We start from the raw sequence: 14,553 nt of genomic DNA, 5'->3' as shown, positions 1-14,553 counted from the left end.
CCATGAGCCGCGACGCCCTGAAGACCCTGTTTCATCCCTTTGCCTCCGGCACTGTCGACGCGCCCGGCGAGGGCCAGCGGCTCCTGTTTCTCGGCGCCGAGGCCGGTTTCGCGCTGCCGGGCGACTTTGCCGCCGAGCTTTCCGCCGTCCAGGGCTTCCGTCCCTTCTATCGTCAGCTGCAGGCGCAGCGGATCAATGTGACGCCGGAGATCGAAGGCGAAGGCTATGACGGCGCGCTGGTGCTGTGCGGCAAGCACAAGGGCGAAAACGAGGGCTATATTGCGGAAGCGCTTTCGCGGGTGAAGGAAGGCGGCCTCATCGTCATCGCCGGCGGCAAGGAAGATGGTATTCAGCCGCTGCGCAAGCGCCTCGAAGGCTTCGGCCTCTCAATCGAGCATATGCCGAAGTATCACGGCGTCGCCTTGTGGTTTGCACGCCCCGCCGACATAAAGGCTCTGACCACGCAGCTGACGAAGCCGGCAACACGCGTCGAGGGTCGCTTTACCACGGCGCCCGGCATGTTCTCGCACGACCGGATCGACGACGGCTCGGAGCTACTGGCTTCGCGCCTGCCGACCGACTTTGCCGGCGATGCCGCCGATTTCGGTGCCGGCTGGGGCTATCTCTCCGTCGAACTTGCGACAAAGTCGCCCAGGATCGAGCGTATCGACCTCTACGAGGCCCATTACGGCGCTCTGGAGGCGGCCCGCGCCAATCTGCTGGCAAATTGCCCGAAGGTCGCCCAGCGCTTCTTCTGGCACGATCTGGCGAGCGAGCCGGTCAAGGACAAGTATGACCTGATCATCATGAACCCGCCCTTTCACGAGGGCCATGCCGCCGAGCCCTCGCTCGGCCAGTCGATGATCAAAACCGCTGCCTCGGCGCTGCGCAGCGGTGGTCGCCTGATGCTGGTCGCCAATCGCGGCCTGCCCTACGAGCCGGTGCTTTCGGAAAACTTCAGGGAGCATGGCGAAACTTGCCGCAATGCCCGCTTCAAGGTGCTCTGGGCAAAGAAGTAATCGATAAAGGCGGCCGGCCGGCCGCCTTTTTTATGCGCGAAACTCAGCCGGCCCGGCTCCGCGCCCTTGCGGCCCATTCTCGACTCAGCACGGCATAGACATATTCATCGCCCCAGACGCCGTTGAAGCGATCGTTTTCGATAAGGTGCGCCTCGCGGCGCAGGCCAAGCCGTTCCACGACACCGACGGAGCCGGCGTTCTTCGCATCCAACCGCGCAAAAACCCGGTGAAAGCCGAACCTTTCGAAGCCGAGAGTGATGAAGGCCTCAGCCGCCTCGGTCGCGTAGCCCTTGCCGGCATAGGCCGGATTGAAAATATAGCCAAGCTCGGCTTGCAAAGCAGCCTTGCTGGCAAGCTTCAGACTGACCTGGCCCAGAAGGGTATCATCCTCGCGGCGAATAACGGCGCAGCGGACAACGTCGCCGTTTTCCGACAAGCGCGTATTGAAGCTGGCGTCGAAACGCTCTCGCATTTCCTCTTCCGACGGCGGGTCGCTGTAGAGATAACGATAGATCTCCGGCAAAGAACGGTAAGCGCTATAGGCTTCGAAATCCTCCGGCACAAAGCGGCGGAGGATGAGACGTTCGGTCGATGTTAAAGGTTCTGCGTCGTTGGACGTCATCGGGAATCCTCTGAAAGGATATCCGGAAATTTGGTCCTCCCGGCCAAAGGCCGAGAGGACAAATCATATTAGCAACGTTTACTCGGTATCCGCGCTCGACAGCGTTTCGAGCGTCGGCATCGAGGTGATGTTGTAGCCGGCATCGACGAAGTGGATTTCGCCCGTCACGCCAGCCGCCAGATCCGACAGCAGGTAGAGCGAAGAGGAGCCGACCTGATCGATGGTCACGGTCTTGCGCAGCGGTGCATTGCGCTGGTTCCACGACAGGATGGCGCGGGCATCGGAAATGCCGGCGCCGGCCAGCGTGCGGATCGGGCCGGCGGACACGGCGTTGACACGAATGCCGCGCGGGCCGTAGTCGGCGGCGAGATAGCGAACGGACGCCTCGAGTGCCGCCTTGGCGACGCCCATGACGTTGTAGTTCGGGATCACGCGCGTCGAACCATTATAGGTCAGCGTCAGCATGCTGCCGCCTTCCGTCATCAGATCGGCGGCGCGCTTGGCGATCTCGGTGAAGGAGAAGCAGGAAATCACCATGGTGCGGGTGAAATTCTCCCGCGAGGTGTTGGCATAGAGCCCCTTCAGCTCGTTCTTGTCGGAAAAGCCGATGGCATGGACGATGAAGTCCAGCTTGCCCCAGCGCTCCCTGATCGCGTCGAAGACGGCATCGACGGAAGCCAGATCCTCGACGTCGCAGGGCAGAAGGAAATCCGAGCCGACTTCGGCTGCGAGCGGCTTGACGCGCTTGCCGAGCGCTTCGCCCTGAAACGTGAAAGCCAGCTCCGCGCCTTCGGCTGCCAGCGCCTTCGAAATACCCCAGGCAATCGAATGATTGTTTGCGACGCCCATGATGAGGCCGCGCTTACCCTGCATGATTCCCGTCATTGACTTATCCGTTGTAGCGCTGGAATACGAGCGTAGCGTTGGTGCCGCCGAAGCCGAAGGAATTCGACAGAGCGATATCGAACTTGGCGTTGTCGATGCGCTTGCGCACGACCGGCACGCCATCGAACTCCGGATCGAGTTCGGAGATATGGGCGCTTTCGCCGATGAAGCGCTCCTGCATCATCAGGATCGAGTAGATCGATTCCTGCACGCCTGCTGCACCGAGAGAATGGCCCGTCAGCGACTTGGTCGACTGGATCGGCGGGATCCTGTCGCCAAAGACTTCGCGGATCGCGCCGATTTCCTTGCTGTCGCCCACCGGCGTCGACGTGCCGTGGGTGTTGATGTAGTCGATATCGCCCTTCACGGTGGCGAGTGCCTGGCGCATGCAGCGCACCGCGCCTTCGCCCGACGGCGCGACCATATCGTAGCCGTCCGAAGTGGCGCCGTAGCCGACGATCTCGGCATAGATCTTGGCGCCGCGGGCCTTGGCATGCTCCAGCTCTTCCAGAACCAGCACGCCGGCGCCGCCGGCGATGACGAAGCCGTCACGATTGGCGTCATAGGCGCGCGAGGCGGTTTCCGGATGATTCTCGTTGAAGTTCGAGGACATGGCGCCCATGGCGTCGAAGAGGTTCGACATGGTCCAATCGAGATCCTCATGGCCGCCGGCGAACATGACGTCCTGCTTGCCCCACTGGATCATCTCTGCGGCATTGCCGATGCAGTGCGCCGAGGTCGAGCAGGCGGACGAGATCGAGTAGTTGACGCCGTGGATCTTGAACCAGGTCGCAAGCGTCGCCGACGCCGTCGACGACATCGACTTCGGCACGGCGAAGGGGCCGATGCGCTTCGGGCTGTTGTTCTTGCGGGTAATGTCGGCCGCCTCAATCAGCGTGCGGGTCGACGGGCCGCCGGAGCCCATGATGATGCCGGTACGCTCGTTGGTGATATCACCTTCTTCGAGGCCGCTATCGGCGATCGCCTGCTTCATGGCGACATGGTTCCAGGCGCCGCCCTGCGACAGGAAGCGCATGGCGCGGCGGTCCACCAGCTCGGTCGTATCGATCTTCGGCGAGCCCCAGACCTGGCATTTGAAGCCATGCTCGGCAAAATCGGGGGAGAAAGAAATGCCGGATTTGGCGTCGCGCAGCGAGGCGGTCACTTCTTGAGCGTCGTTCCCAATCGAAGAGACAATACCCAGACCCGTTACAACTACCCGTCTCATATCGATGACCTTTTCTAAAACGTCTGTCTTTTTGTAGGCGGCGGCGCCGCAGTTCAGGCGACCTTGTCCTTCGACAGGCCCACACGCAGGTCCGTCGCCTGATAGATGGTTTCACCGTCGGCCTTCAACCAGCCGTCGGCAGTGCCGAGGACCAGGCGGCCACGCATCACGCGCTTGAAGTCGATACCGTATTCGAGAAGCTTCGTGTCCGGACGGACCATGCCCTTGAACTTCACTTCGCCTGTCGAAAGCGCCATGCCGCGGCCGGGCTCGCCGAGCCAGCCGAGGAAGAAGCCGGTCAGCTGCCACATGCCGTCCAGGCCGAGGCAGCCCGGCATGATGGGGTTGCCCGCAAAATGGCAGGGGAAGTACCAGTCGTCGGGGCGCACATCGTATTCAGCGCGGATAAAGCCCTTGTCGAAGGCGCCGCCGGTCTCGGAAATTTCAGTAATGCGATGGACCATCAGCATCGGCGGCAGGGGAAGCTGCGCGTTGCCCGGGCCGAACAATTCGCCGCGGCCGCAAGCCAGAATTTCCTCGTAATTGAAGCTGGATTGTCTCGTCGTCATAAAATTCCGTTTCCCCCGCATGAATGCCGCTGGATGTGAAGCTTTAGTGCAAGATGGACAGAAAATGAAGCGCAAGCATTGGACTCTCATTTATCTGTTCGATCAACGGCACTAGCCATTATGTGGTGGTCGCATACAGGAACGCCAGAGCCGCTACCAGAGCCAAATGCGTCAAACGCCGGTTTTTTGCGGCTTTTGAGCACCTTCCGACCCCATTGAAACTATTGAAAGCAATCAAGGCAAAAGTTATATGGCTTAGTAAAGAATTATAGAGCTCAGGAATCCGGAGTCCCTGAATGGCGGAATATGCCGAAATCGCGATCGAAACCAGGCTGCGCAATGTCGGCCTGAGGCCGACCCGACAGCGGATCGCACTGGGGGACCTCCTCTTCGCCAAGGGCGACCGCCACCTGACCGTGGAAGAACTTCACGAAGAGGCCGTCGCCGCCGGCGTGCCGGTTTCGCTCGCAACCATCTACAACACGCTGCATCAGTTCACCGAAGCCGGCCTGATCCGCGTGCTGGCCGTCGAAAGCACGAAGACCTATTTCGACACCAACGTCTCCGATCACCATCACTTTTTCGTGGAAGGCCACAACGAGGTGCTGGATATCCCGGTCAGCAATCTGGCGATCGGCAACCTGCCGGAGCCGCCTCAAGGCATGGAAATCGCCCATGTCGACGTGGTGATCCGCCTGCGGCGCAAGCAGCGATAAGAGGCGGTAGGCACCGGAATTGTTTCCCAGCCGCCTGCTATTGCCTGCTGCCGCCATCTCACATCACATCATCCGGATGCCGGCCCGGCTTATGGTGATAGGTCGGAAAGGTCCAGCCGAACCAGAGCGCGCCGCCACGTACCGCGAAGGCGGCCGCCACGCCGAGCCCTGCCGATATATAGAGCGGCAGCATCGTCGTATTGGCGGCGGTGAAGACGCCAGCGCCGACGATGGCGGCCGTCACATAGATTTCCGGGCGTAACAGCACAGAAGGCTCATTCGCCAGAAGATCGCGCAGGATGCCGCCGAATGTCGCCGTCAGCGCGCCGGTAACGATGGCGACGGTCGGCGAGCCTGTCGCGGCCATGCCCTTGGCGGCCCCCATGACGCAATAGGCTGACAGCCCCACCGCATCGAGCCAGATCAGCAGGCGATAGCGCGATTCGAACAGATGCGCGGTGAAGAAGAACAGTACCCCGACAATGGCGCAGATGATGACGTAGGTCGGGTTGACCACCCAGAAGACCGGCACGCGGCCTAGGATAATATCCCGAAGCGTGCCGCCGCCAATGCCGGTGACCGCTGCGAAAAACAGAAAGCCGATCAAATCGAGCTGCTTGCGCGAGGCCGAAAGCGCGCCCGTGGCGGCGAAGAGAGCGACGCCGGCATAATCCAGAAACGAGAGAAGCGACATCGAGAACTCCACGGGCGCAGGCGGCGATTTTCCCGAAGTGAATCATGACCGCAAGGGCCGCGCAAGCAGGCACGCGTAAAGATGCCGAGCGGTTGCGGCGACCCACAAGGCCGCGACGGCGCTTGGAAAAGGAATCCCCCGTGAAATCCCTGCTGATCGTCATCCTCAACCTCGTCGCACTCGTGATCATGCCGACCGTGGCCATGGCGCAGCAATCGATCCTGCAGGACCCTGTGGCTTTCGAGAAAGAGCACTTCACCAAGAGCTGCGACGGGCAGGTGAGTTTCGGCGACAAGTTCGCGACCCAGCAGGACATCAACAACGACAAGCTGATGGATATCGTCATCAACGAGGGCGAGATCACCTGCAAGGGCGAAAAGCAGGCTTATTGCACGGACGAAGGCTGCCCCTACAACTTCTATGTCCAGGTCGCCGAAGGCGGGTATCTGCTCGTCGCCACGGCAAAGATCTACAGCTACGATTTCATCCTGCGCTTCGGCAACATGGTGCTGGTCATGAAGATGCATCCGCGCTTCTGCGACCGCAAGGATGGCGAGGCCTTTTGCGAAATCACCGTCAGGGTGCGCGGCACGAAATTCGTCACCATATCCCAGAAATAGGCCATACGGCGCGGACACGCAGTTATTACGGTCCGGACGCGTGGTTACGGTCCGGGATAAAACGCCGAGGTGCGCCCGACGGCATAGTAGCCCACCAGGCCGACCCATTCGCGCAGGCCGGTCGCCAAGAGCTGCGCATTGCGCGAAGGCTGGGTGAAATCGAAGCCGGGCGTTTCCTTGCCGGTGCTGCGATAATCGACCGGCCACGGCACCACATCGATGCCCTGCTTGCGGAAAATGCCCATCGAGCGCGGCATATGGAAGCCCGAGGTGATGAGCAGGCAATTCGAGAGCCCGTTCTGTGCCAGCAGCTCCTTCGTATTGACCGCATTCTCGAAGGTGGTGCGCGAGGTCTTGTCCTCGACCATGCGGCTCGTCGAAATCCCGAGGGCCGTGAAGAAGCGCTCGGAGATGACGGCATCGCCCTCATAGGTGCCGCCGATCGAACCATCGCCGCCTGAAATGACGATGCGTGCCTGCGGATATTTCTGCGCCAGCCGCAGCGCCTCGATGAGGCGATCGCCGGCCGAATCGAGCTCATAGCCGCCGCGCTCCGTCGTCACCTCATTCTGGGTGGCACCGCCGAGGACGATCATGCATTTGATATCCGCCGGGTCGGCTGCCGGCCGCGGAAAGCGATCTTCCAGCCCCTGGACGAGGTAGGCGCCCGCCGTCGTGTAGAGCGTGATGAACAGGACGACGGTGGAAAGGAGCGAGGTGGTGAGCATGGTGGCTCGCCAGCGCAGCAGCCCGCAGACGAAGGCCAGCAGACCAAGCAGGAATGCCAGCGACAGCGGCTGACCGAAAATCCAGACAAGTTTCGAAAAAACGAACACGGCACATCCTTACGCTTGTCGGTAGAAAACGATTCGCTTTCTCCCTAGCAGATTTTGTGCGCCGCAATGTGGCTATTTCGATCGTCGCGCCAGCGGAGCCGATGCCACGAAGTGCTGATTGAAGCGGCGCTGCAGCGGGCGGGGGATGAAAAGCGTCGACAGCGCCAGGACGAGCGCGACCATCGAAACCAGCCAGAGCGCATGTGCCCCAAAGGTGCGCGCGAGAAGCGCGCCGATGATGGCGCCTGATATCATGCCGCTCCAGGGCACGATCTGTACGGTCCAGGCAAAATTCCGCTCGCCCAGCAGGAAGCGGCCGATGCCGCGGCCGAATCGCGACAGCGCCCCGGTGACGTAGGTCAGCCCGATCGGCAGGCCTTCAATATGTTCGACCGTGGCATTGACCAGGCCCATGGCGAGCACCACGAGAAAGAATTGCACCAGAACCAGCGACGGCTCTGCAAAGCCGGCGGCCACAGCCAGAAGGATGCTGACGCAGGCAAGCACGACGAAAGCCCGCCGGTCGGCCGCATGGGCGATGACGATCCCAAGCGCATTGCCGGCAATGAATGTCAGAATGGCGGAAAACAGCACCACCGCATGACCGAAATCCCCCGTTCCAAGCGCAATCGCCGCCCGCGTCGTATTGCCGGTCATGAACGACACGAAATTGCCCGTCAGCATCAGACCGACGGCATCGGTCATGCCGGCGAGAAATGCAATCGAGGCGACGAGCACCAACCCCGTCACCGTACGGCGGGTCTTAATGAGGCGACGGCGGCGCTGTCTGGTCATGGGGCGAATCGGGGTGAGTTGCGGGAGATCGGAGGCTAGCATGAAGTTGGGGGGATGCGGAATGTTATGGCGTCGATTCGAAGCGACCCGCCGAGGCACGGCGCAATTACAATCTCTTCTTCGCAAAGGCACGTCCCGATCCGGATTTGAGATATTTTTCGAACTCGAGCGCCTGCGTCTCGTCCGAGAAGGCAATGTAGGTTTTGACCGACCATGGCGCATATTTCGATGTGTGAGGCACTTCTCTGGCATTGTGCTTTGCCAAACGAGCTTTCAGGTCTGCAGTCACACCAACGTAGTGACGGTCGGGAAAATCGCAGCTTTTAAGGATGTAGACGTACTTCATGCACAGCATGATAGCGGATGCCAGCAGCGGCACAACCAGTGCGCTATCGACCAATTGTCCGAAAGAACATCTTCAAATTTAATTCATCGAGCTTGCTTGGAGAAAGTCCGCTTTCGTTACTGCGTAACTTCAGCGCGACAGCCTTCGTCTGCTGGCTTGCCGAGCCGAAGCTCGGAGAGCGAAGGCTGGTGGAGCTAAGCGGGATCGAACCGCTGACCTCTTGCATGCCATGCAAGCGCTCTCCCAGCTGAGCTATAGCCCCATCAAGATGGTGCCGTTTGACCGGCCCTGGGTCCCTTCCGAGCGCTTCGCCCGTCGGGGTGGCGGCTTATTACTTCTGGTTTTTGCAGATAGCAAGCCGAAAAATTCGGCCCGGGAAATTTTTCTTTGTTACCGGGCCGATTGTCGTCAGATCAAACGTCGTCGTCGTCGCCGGTGACGCCGATGATGTCGCTCATATCGTCATCATCTTCGTCTTCGTCGGCTTCGAGGAAGGTGTCGTCGTCATCGTCGCCGATTTCGACATCGTCGTCGCCGATATCCGGAATATCGTCGCCGGCTGCAGCCTCATCGGCGTCCTCGAGCGAAACCAGTTCGACTTCCGTGTTTTCGGTATCGACTTCGGCGACTTCCTCTTCTTCCGGAACTTCCTTCGCTGCGGAGGTTTCCTCGAAGAAGGACAAGGGCCAGGACTTGCCGGTATAGGGCGAGATCACCGGATCCCGGTTCAGGTCATAGAACTTCTTGCCGGTATCCGGGTCGGTACGTTTTGTTCCAAGTTCCGCTTTCGCCACTGTCAAAGCCTCATGAATGGCCGAAGGAAAATTCGGCAATGCCGGGGAAGCCGGCGTTTTAAGGGAAATATCAGCCGGTCCCCTTAATCGTTGCGGCCGTTTCTGTCAAAGCTAAAGTTCATGCCGCTTTGCACGCGGTTTTCGTGCATTGCGCGATGAGGGGTTAGCCGGCCTTCAGCAGCGGGCCGGTGCAACCCCTCGAACCTCCCGTGCAAGAGCATTGCAGCCGGCCGCGACGAGCCCCGGCCTGCACGACATAGCCACGATGTTTTCCCGATTTTTTGCTATCATGACAAGATTGAACGCGACGATCCAAGCCAATGGCTGGTAGACCGCGCGGATGGCCGTTCGAAGCCTTGTGCACGAGGTTTCCGAGAACGGCGCGACAAACGGACGGAAGCCATGTATCAGCCTCCACATCATCGCGAAGACGATCTTAGCACGCAGCACCAGCTGATCCGCGCCCATCCGCTGGGACTGCTTATCACGGCGGGCGACGGCGGACTGATCGCCAATCCCGTGCCATTTCATCTGAATACGGCGCTTTCGCCCAAAGGCACCCTTCAGGCCCACGTCGCAAGGGCAAACGGCCAGTGGCGCGAAATCGCTGACGGCGCCCCCGTCCTCGTCGTCTTCCAGGGAGCCGATACCTACATCACGCCATCCTGGTATGCGACGAAGCGGGAAACCGGCAAGGTCGTGCCGACCTGGAACTATGCAATCGTGCAGGTTCGCGGGAGCGCGCGCATCATCGACGATCCCGCCTGGCTGCGCACGCAGATCGGCGCGCTGACGGGCGAGAACGAGAGCGACCGCGCTGAGCCCTGGGCGGTGGAGGATGCGCCGCCGGAATTCATCGCCGCCCAAATGAAGGGCATCATCGGCATCGAAATCGACATCGAGACGATTGACGGCAAATGGAAGGTGAGCCAGAACCGGCCGCTGGCTGACCGACAGGGCGTGGCCGAGGGCCTCGGGGCAATCGATCGAACAGAGGCTGCCGAAATGGCCGATCTGGTGCGTCGCTACAGCAAATAACGGGATATGGTGTAGGGACGAAAAAGACATGATCATCGCCATCGACGGGCCTGCGGCCGCCGGCAAGGGAACTCTGGCGCGCCGGATCGCTGAAACCTATGGCTTTCATCATCTCGACACCGGCCTCACCTACCGCGCCACCGCCAAGGCGCTCCTCGATGCCGGACTGCCGCTAGACGACGAAGCCGTGGCCGAGAACATGGCGCTGAAGGTTGATCTGGCCGGACTCGACAGGGCAGTTCTGTCCCAACACGAGATCGGCGAAGCCGCGTCGAAGATCGCCGTCATGCCGGCCGTGCGCCGGGCTCTGGTCGAAGCACAGCGCCGTTTTGCCGAGAAGACGCCAGGCGCCGTGCTCGACGGCCGCGACATCGGCACCGTCGTCTGCCCCGGCGCACCGGTAAAGCTCTATGTGACGGCGTCAGTCGAAGTCCGGGCAAAGCGGCGCTACGAGGAGATCGTCGAGGCTGGCGGTAACGCCGATTACGATGCCATCTTCGAGGATGTGAAGCGGCGCGACGAGCGCGACATGGGCCGCACCGACAGCCCTTTGAAACCAGCTGAAGACGCGTACTTGCTAGATACCTCAGAAATGAGTATAGAAGCGGCGTTTCAGAAGGCTAAATCGATCGTCGACGCCGCTCTGAGCCGAAATGCCTGAAAATATGAGCGGCTTTCGCGCGCCCAGCGCCGGAAACTGCCGATTTCAAGTAGCCTGACATTCCGTCCAAGCGCCGGATAGCTTTCCATCAAAGGAAGGCGGACTGGGGTCAGGCCCGTTTAACGCGAACCACCGGCGCACCAGTGTCCAAATTGCACAATCCAAGTTGCATAATAAGGACACGCCAGGAGATTTTATGTCTGTAACTTCCCCCTCTCGCGAAGATTTCGCAGCTCTTCTCGAAGAATCCTTTGCCAAGAACGACCTGGCTGAAGGCTATGTCACCAAGGGTATCGTCACCGCCATCGAGAAGGACGTTGCCGTTGTCGACGTCGGCCTCAAGGTCGAAGGCCGTATCGCGCTGAAGGAATTCGGTGCACGCGCCAAGGACGGCACGCTCAAGGTTGGCGATGAAGTCGAAGTCTATGTCGAGCGCATCGAAAACGCGCTTGGCGAAGCCGTTCTGTCGCGCGAAAAGGCTCGCCGCGAAGAAAGCTGGATCAAGCTCGAAGCCAAGTTCGAAGCTGGCGAGCGCGTTGAAGGCGTGATCTTCAACCAGGTCAAGGGCGGCTTCACCGTCGATCTCGACGGCGCTATCGCCTTCCTGCCGCGTTCGCAGGTCGATATCCGTCCGATCCGCGACGTTACCCCGCTGATGCACAACCCGCAGCCCTTCGAAATCCTCAAGATGGACAAGCGCCGCGGCAACATCGTCGTTTCGCGCCGTACGGTTCTGGAAGAGTCCCGTGCCGAGCAGCGTTCTGAAATCGTTCAGAACCTCGAAGAAGGCCAGGTTGTTGACGGCGTCGTCAAGAACATCACCGATTACGGTGCGTTCGTTGACCTCGGCGGCATCGACGGCCTGCTGCACGTCACCGACATGGCATGGCGCCGTGTGAACCATCCGTCGGAAATCCTGTCCATCGGCCAGCAGGTCAAGGTACAGATCATCCGCATCAACCAGGAAACCCACCGCATCTCGCTCGGCATGAAGCAGCTCGAGAGCGATCCGTGGGATGGCATCCAGGCCAAGTATCCGGAAGGCAAGAAGATCTCCGGTACGGTCACGAACATCACCGACTACGGTGCGTTCGTCGAGCTGGAGCCGGGCATCGAAGGCCTCATCCACATCTCGGAAATGTCCTGGACCAAGAAGAACGTTCACCCCGGCAAGATCCTGTCCACGAGCCAGGAAGTCGAAGTCGTCGTTCTCGAAGTCGATCCGACCAAGCGTCGTATCTCGCTCGGCCTGAAGCAGACGCTGGAAAACCCGTGGGCAGCATTCGCCCGCAACCATCCGGCTGGCACCGAAGTCGAAGGCGAAGTCAAGAACAAGACCGAATTCGGCCTGTTCATCGGCCTCGACGGCGATGTGGACGGCATGGTTCACCTCTCCGACCTCGACTGGAACCGTCCGGGCGAGCAGGTCATCGAAGAGTACAACAAGGGTGACGTCGTCAAGGCTGTCGTTCTCGACGTCGACGTCGAGAAGGAACGCATCTCGCTCGGCATCAAGCAGCTTGGCAAGGACGCAGTCGGCGAAGCTGCTGCTTCCGGCGACCTGCGCAAGAATGCAGTCGTTTCCTGCGAAGTCATCGCAGTCAACGACGGCGGCATCGAAGTGAAGCTCGTCAACCACGAAGACATCACCTCGTTCATCCGCCGCGCCGATCTGTCGCGTGACCGTGACGAACAGCGTCCGGAGCGTTTCTCTGTTGGTCAGGTTGTCGACGCTCGCGTCACCAACTTCTCCAAGAAGGACCGCAAGATCATGCTGTCGATCAAGGCTCTGGAAATCGCAGAAGAGAAGGAAGCCGTCGCTCAGTTCGGTTCTTCCGACTCGGGCGCTTCGCTCGGCGACATCCTGGGTGCGGCTCTGAAGAACCGCAACGCCGAATAATCTTCGGTCGAAACCTGGAAATAAAAGACCCGCCGGAGCGATCCGGCGGGTTTTTCTTTGTCCGTCGTGCCGAGCTTGGGCCGGCTATTTCATTCCCGATGCGTCTATTCCCAGGCCACCATGCGCCGATAGAAATCGAAGGCGTGGTCTTGCTGGCGATCGCTTAGCGAAGGCGACGGCAAGGCAGCCATCTCCGGCGGAACGGCCTCAATCCGGGAGGAGACCGGCTCCGTTTCCACATCATCGACGACTTCTTCGGCCATCTGCGCCGGCGGCTCCTCCGCGCGCGGTTCGTCCTGATCCTGATGCTGCGCCGTTTCTTCGTCCTCGGGGCGTTCGCCTTCCTCATCGTCGACGGGATCGACGCGGTCGACCCGCTTCTGTTCGCCTGCTTTGGTAGGCGAGGCAGCCGGCAGATAATTGGCGACCACGAAGGGGACACCGAGCGGCACGGAGACCGGCATTCCCGCCTGCTCCGCCGTATCGTAAACGGCCATGGCGGCGGCCGAGGCGGCCAGCACCTGCGGCTTGCCGGACGATGCGGCAGCGGAAGCGGCGGTTTCCGGCTCATCCGCCGGTGACGCAGGCATCGCGACGGCCGGGATGAGGCGGCTCCTGCTGCTCTCGTCGACAGCCGGTTGCGGCGGCGTTTGCCCTGCGGCATTGGCAGTCAACGCCTGCGCTATGATCTTCTCTACAGAGGCCGTCGGATTGTTGATGATCTGCTGGAGATCAGAGCTGACGGCCATGACGGGCGGCTTGATGACGACCTGCAACCCCTCTCTGATAGCGGCCTGGATTTGCTGAATGTCACGCGGCACCGGCGGGAGTGTCAGCGGTGACCTGATCAATTCGATTTCGATCGGGAGCTTGGCCTCCGTGGCAATCGCCGCCAGCAACGGCGCAGCGGCCAGATCCTCTGCGAGAGATGCAACGAGCTGTGAAGGCGGGACTGCACTCATGCCGGAGCTGGCGAGCACAGCTTGCGGCGTCGGAGCTGCTCCGTTTTGGGCCAGCACTTGCGTGGGCGTCGCTGTGGCGGCACTCACAGGCGCGGGAACTGGTTGCGGTGCAATACCGGATTGAGGTGCTCCCGGTGGCACGGCCGAAGGCTGGGCGCCGGCAGATTGGGTGGTTGCGGCAGCGACTGCTTCCTTCGGGGGAGACGTTAAGCTTGCCACCTCTGCGGCGATATCGACCGTTTTCTGCAGCGGCGCCGACGCTGACAACTGAGCTGCCGCCGGCTTCGTTTCTCCGGCATTCTGCCCGTATGAATTGACGACCGCCTTCAGCACTGCATCGGGTTCGGCGGCCGCTGCCTGTTCCAGGCTGAAGGCCAGCTGAACCGCTTGCGGGCTTTCGGGATCCGCCAAGGCGGCGGCGAGCAACGGCAATGGCACGGGCGCGCTCATCTGCGCGTCCAACTGCCGTTGTGCGGCAACAAGCTGCTGCGGCGTCAGGTTGGTGATTGCGTCGGCGACGCGCTGCGCATAGGCGGCGTTGCTCTCGCCCGGTTCGCGCGAAACATTCAACACCCGCGCCGCTACGTCGATTGCCGACAGCAAGCTGTCGAGCATCCGCTCGCGCGCCGCCACCAGCAGCATGTTCAGCTTGCCCTCGACGGTAGCATTGACCGCACTCGACAAGACCGCCAACGGTGTTGCGGCGGTCTGGAGCCCGGAGGTCTCCGCCGTTGCGACGACAGGTTTCTCAACAGATACGCTTACAGCGGACACGGCACCAACGGCGGGAAGCAACATGACATGCTCCTTTGTCTGGCAAGGCGACGATGGAAGCGGGAGGCAGGTTCAATCAAGGTCCGCTCATGCG

General features: G+C 60.9%; 16 protein-coding genes and 1 tRNA gene. 6 read left to right on the top strand and 11 right to left on the bottom strand.

What is annotated here, in order from left to right; all coding sequences use genetic code 11:
• Positions 1-2: 2 nt before the first annotated feature.
• A complete protein-coding gene (locus RHSP_RS29630; protein WP_004127736.1) occupies positions 3-1,019 on the top strand; it encodes a class I SAM-dependent methyltransferase in 1,017 nt (338 codons plus the stop codon).
• 43 nt (positions 1,020-1,062) lie between these two features.
• Here RHSP_RS29630 and RHSP_RS29625 read toward each other — a convergent pair whose 3' ends face one another.
• The 4 genes from RHSP_RS29625 to fabA form a co-directional block, all read right to left on the bottom strand.
• Positions 1,063-1,641, bottom strand: coding sequence for a GNAT family N-acetyltransferase (locus RHSP_RS29625; RefSeq protein ID WP_004127735.1), 579 nt, complete (start codon positions 1,639-1,641; stop codon positions 1,063-1,065).
• Between the two features lie 78 nt (positions 1,642-1,719).
• A complete protein-coding gene (fabI, locus tag RHSP_RS29620; RefSeq protein WP_004127733.1) occupies positions 1,720-2,526 on the bottom strand; it encodes an enoyl-ACP reductase FabI in 807 nt (268 codons plus the stop codon).
• 4 nt (positions 2,527-2,530) lie between these two features.
• The gene (gene fabB, locus RHSP_RS29615) at positions 2,531-3,754 is read right to left on the bottom strand and encodes a beta-ketoacyl-ACP synthase I (protein WP_037155243.1); all 1,224 of its coding nucleotides are present in this window, start codon (positions 3,752-3,754) and stop codon (positions 2,531-2,533) included.
• Between the two features lie 53 nt (positions 3,755-3,807).
• The gene (gene fabA / locus RHSP_RS29610; protein ID WP_004127724.1) at positions 3,808-4,323 is read right to left on the bottom strand and encodes a 3-hydroxyacyl-[acyl-carrier-protein] dehydratase FabA; all 516 of its coding nucleotides are present in this window, start codon (positions 4,321-4,323) and stop codon (positions 3,808-3,810) included.
• 296 nt (positions 4,324-4,619) lie between these two features.
• Here fabA and irrA point away from each other — a divergent pair, with 296 nt between their 5' ends.
• Positions 4,620-5,039 (top strand): iron response transcriptional regulator IrrA, encoded by a 420-nt coding sequence (gene irrA / locus RHSP_RS29605; RefSeq protein WP_004127721.1) that lies wholly within the window; start codon positions 4,620-4,622, stop codon positions 5,037-5,039.
• Positions 5,040-5,097: 58 nt separating this feature from the next.
• On the opposite strand, the gene RHSP_RS29600 is transcribed toward irrA, so the two are convergent.
• Positions 5,098-5,733: a trimeric intracellular cation channel family protein gene (locus RHSP_RS29600; RefSeq protein ID WP_037155240.1), complete on the bottom strand. Its 636-nt coding sequence runs from the start codon at positions 5,731-5,733 to the stop codon at positions 5,098-5,100.
• 140 nt (positions 5,734-5,873) lie between these two features.
• Here RHSP_RS29600 and RHSP_RS29595 point away from each other — a divergent pair, with 140 nt between their 5' ends.
• Positions 5,874-6,353 (top strand): hypothetical protein, encoded by a 480-nt coding sequence (locus tag RHSP_RS29595; protein WP_037155236.1) that lies wholly within the window; start codon positions 5,874-5,876, stop codon positions 6,351-6,353.
• A gap of 44 nt (positions 6,354-6,397) precedes the next feature.
• Here RHSP_RS29595 and RHSP_RS29590 read toward each other — a convergent pair whose 3' ends face one another.
• From RHSP_RS29590 to RHSP_RS29570, 5 genes are all read right to left on the bottom strand, one after another.
• Positions 6,398-7,189 carry a YdcF family protein gene (locus RHSP_RS29590; RefSeq protein WP_004127715.1) on the bottom strand — a complete coding sequence of 264 codons (792 nt, stop codon included), beginning with the start codon at positions 7,187-7,189 and terminating at the stop codon, positions 6,398-6,400.
• A 72-nt stretch (positions 7,190-7,261) separates the two neighbouring features.
• Positions 7,262-7,984 (bottom strand): YoaK family protein, encoded by a 723-nt coding sequence (locus RHSP_RS29585; RefSeq protein ID WP_037155233.1) that lies wholly within the window; start codon positions 7,982-7,984, stop codon positions 7,262-7,264.
• Between the two features lie 106 nt (positions 7,985-8,090).
• Complete coding sequence (locus RHSP_RS29580) at positions 8,091-8,330, bottom strand: GIY-YIG nuclease family protein (protein WP_037155511.1); 240 nt, start codon at positions 8,328-8,330, stop codon at positions 8,091-8,093.
• Positions 8,331-8,516: 186 nt separating this feature from the next.
• Positions 8,517-8,592, bottom strand: a tRNA-Ala gene (locus tag RHSP_RS29575).
• A gap of 151 nt (positions 8,593-8,743) precedes the next feature.
• Positions 8,744-9,124: a TIGR02300 family protein gene (locus tag RHSP_RS29570; RefSeq protein WP_004127699.1), complete on the bottom strand. Its 381-nt coding sequence runs from the start codon at positions 9,122-9,124 to the stop codon at positions 8,744-8,746.
• A 402-nt stretch (positions 9,125-9,526) separates the two neighbouring features.
• Between RHSP_RS29570 and RHSP_RS29565 the strand changes: the two genes are divergently transcribed.
• From RHSP_RS29565 to rpsA, 3 genes are all read left to right on the top strand, one after another.
• Complete coding sequence (locus RHSP_RS29565) at positions 9,527-10,162, top strand: FMN-binding negative transcriptional regulator (protein ID WP_004127696.1); 636 nt, start codon at positions 9,527-9,529, stop codon at positions 10,160-10,162.
• Between the two features lie 28 nt (positions 10,163-10,190).
• Positions 10,191-10,823 (top strand): (d)CMP kinase, encoded by a 633-nt coding sequence (gene cmk, locus RHSP_RS29560; protein WP_004127693.1) that lies wholly within the window; start codon positions 10,191-10,193, stop codon positions 10,821-10,823.
• 196 nt (positions 10,824-11,019) lie between these two features.
• Positions 11,020-12,723 carry a 30S ribosomal protein S1 gene (gene rpsA, locus RHSP_RS29555; protein WP_004127690.1) on the top strand — a complete coding sequence of 568 codons (1,704 nt, stop codon included), beginning with the start codon at positions 11,020-11,022 and terminating at the stop codon, positions 12,721-12,723.
• A 104-nt stretch (positions 12,724-12,827) separates the two neighbouring features.
• On the opposite strand, the gene RHSP_RS29550 is transcribed toward rpsA, so the two are convergent.
• Positions 12,828-14,483 carry a hypothetical protein gene (locus tag RHSP_RS29550; RefSeq protein WP_004127688.1) on the bottom strand — a complete coding sequence of 552 codons (1,656 nt, stop codon included), beginning with the start codon at positions 14,481-14,483 and terminating at the stop codon, positions 12,828-12,830.
• Positions 14,484-14,553: the final 70 nt, after the last annotated feature.

The organism is Rhizobium freirei PRF 81, assembly GCF_000359745.1.
Classification (GTDB): Bacteria; Pseudomonadota; Alphaproteobacteria; order Rhizobiales; family Rhizobiaceae; genus Rhizobium; species Rhizobium freirei.
The sequence above is the reverse complement of the archived record's forward strand: the minus strand, read 5'-3'. Positions and strand labels throughout refer to the sequence as shown.

Bases quoted from the DNA above. Each gene is read 5' to 3' on its own strand.
- cmk (WP_004127693.1), top strand. From the start codon at position 10,191: ATGATCATCGCCATCGACGGGCCTGCGGCCGCCGGCAAGGGAACTCTG.
- RHSP_RS29630 (WP_004127736.1), top strand. From the start codon at position 3: ATGAGCCGCGACGCCCTGAAGACCCTGTTTCATCCCTTTGCCTCCGGC.
- fabA (WP_004127724.1), bottom strand. From the start codon at position 4,323: ATGACGACGAGACAATCCAGCTTCAATTACGAGGAAATTCTGGCTTGC.
- RHSP_RS29585 (WP_037155233.1), bottom strand. From the start codon at position 7,984: ATGACCAGACAGCGCCGCCGTCGCCTCATTAAGACCCGCCGTACGGTG.
- RHSP_RS29550 (WP_004127688.1), bottom strand. From the start codon at position 14,483: ATGTTGCTTCCCGCCGTTGGTGCCGTGTCCGCTGTAAGCGTATCTGTT.
- RHSP_RS29625 (WP_004127735.1), bottom strand. From the start codon at position 1,641: ATGACGTCCAACGACGCAGAACCTTTAACATCGACCGAACGTCTCATC.
- RHSP_RS29600 (WP_037155240.1), bottom strand. From the start codon at position 5,733: ATGTCGCTTCTCTCGTTTCTGGATTATGCCGGCGTCGCTCTCTTCGCC.
- irrA (WP_004127721.1), top strand. From the start codon at position 4,620: ATGGCGGAATATGCCGAAATCGCGATCGAAACCAGGCTGCGCAATGTC.
- rpsA (WP_004127690.1), top strand. From the start codon at position 11,020: ATGTCTGTAACTTCCCCCTCTCGCGAAGATTTCGCAGCTCTTCTCGAA.
- RHSP_RS29580 (WP_037155511.1), bottom strand. From the start codon at position 8,330: ATGAAGTACGTCTACATCCTTAAAAGCTGCGATTTTCCCGACCGTCAC.
- RHSP_RS29565 (WP_004127696.1), top strand. From the start codon at position 9,527: ATGTATCAGCCTCCACATCATCGCGAAGACGATCTTAGCACGCAGCAC.
- fabB (WP_037155243.1), bottom strand. From the start codon at position 3,754: ATGAGACGGGTAGTTGTAACGGGTCTGGGTATTGTCTCTTCGATTGGG.
- fabI (WP_004127733.1), bottom strand. From the start codon at position 2,526: ATGACGGGAATCATGCAGGGTAAGCGCGGCCTCATCATGGGCGTCGCA.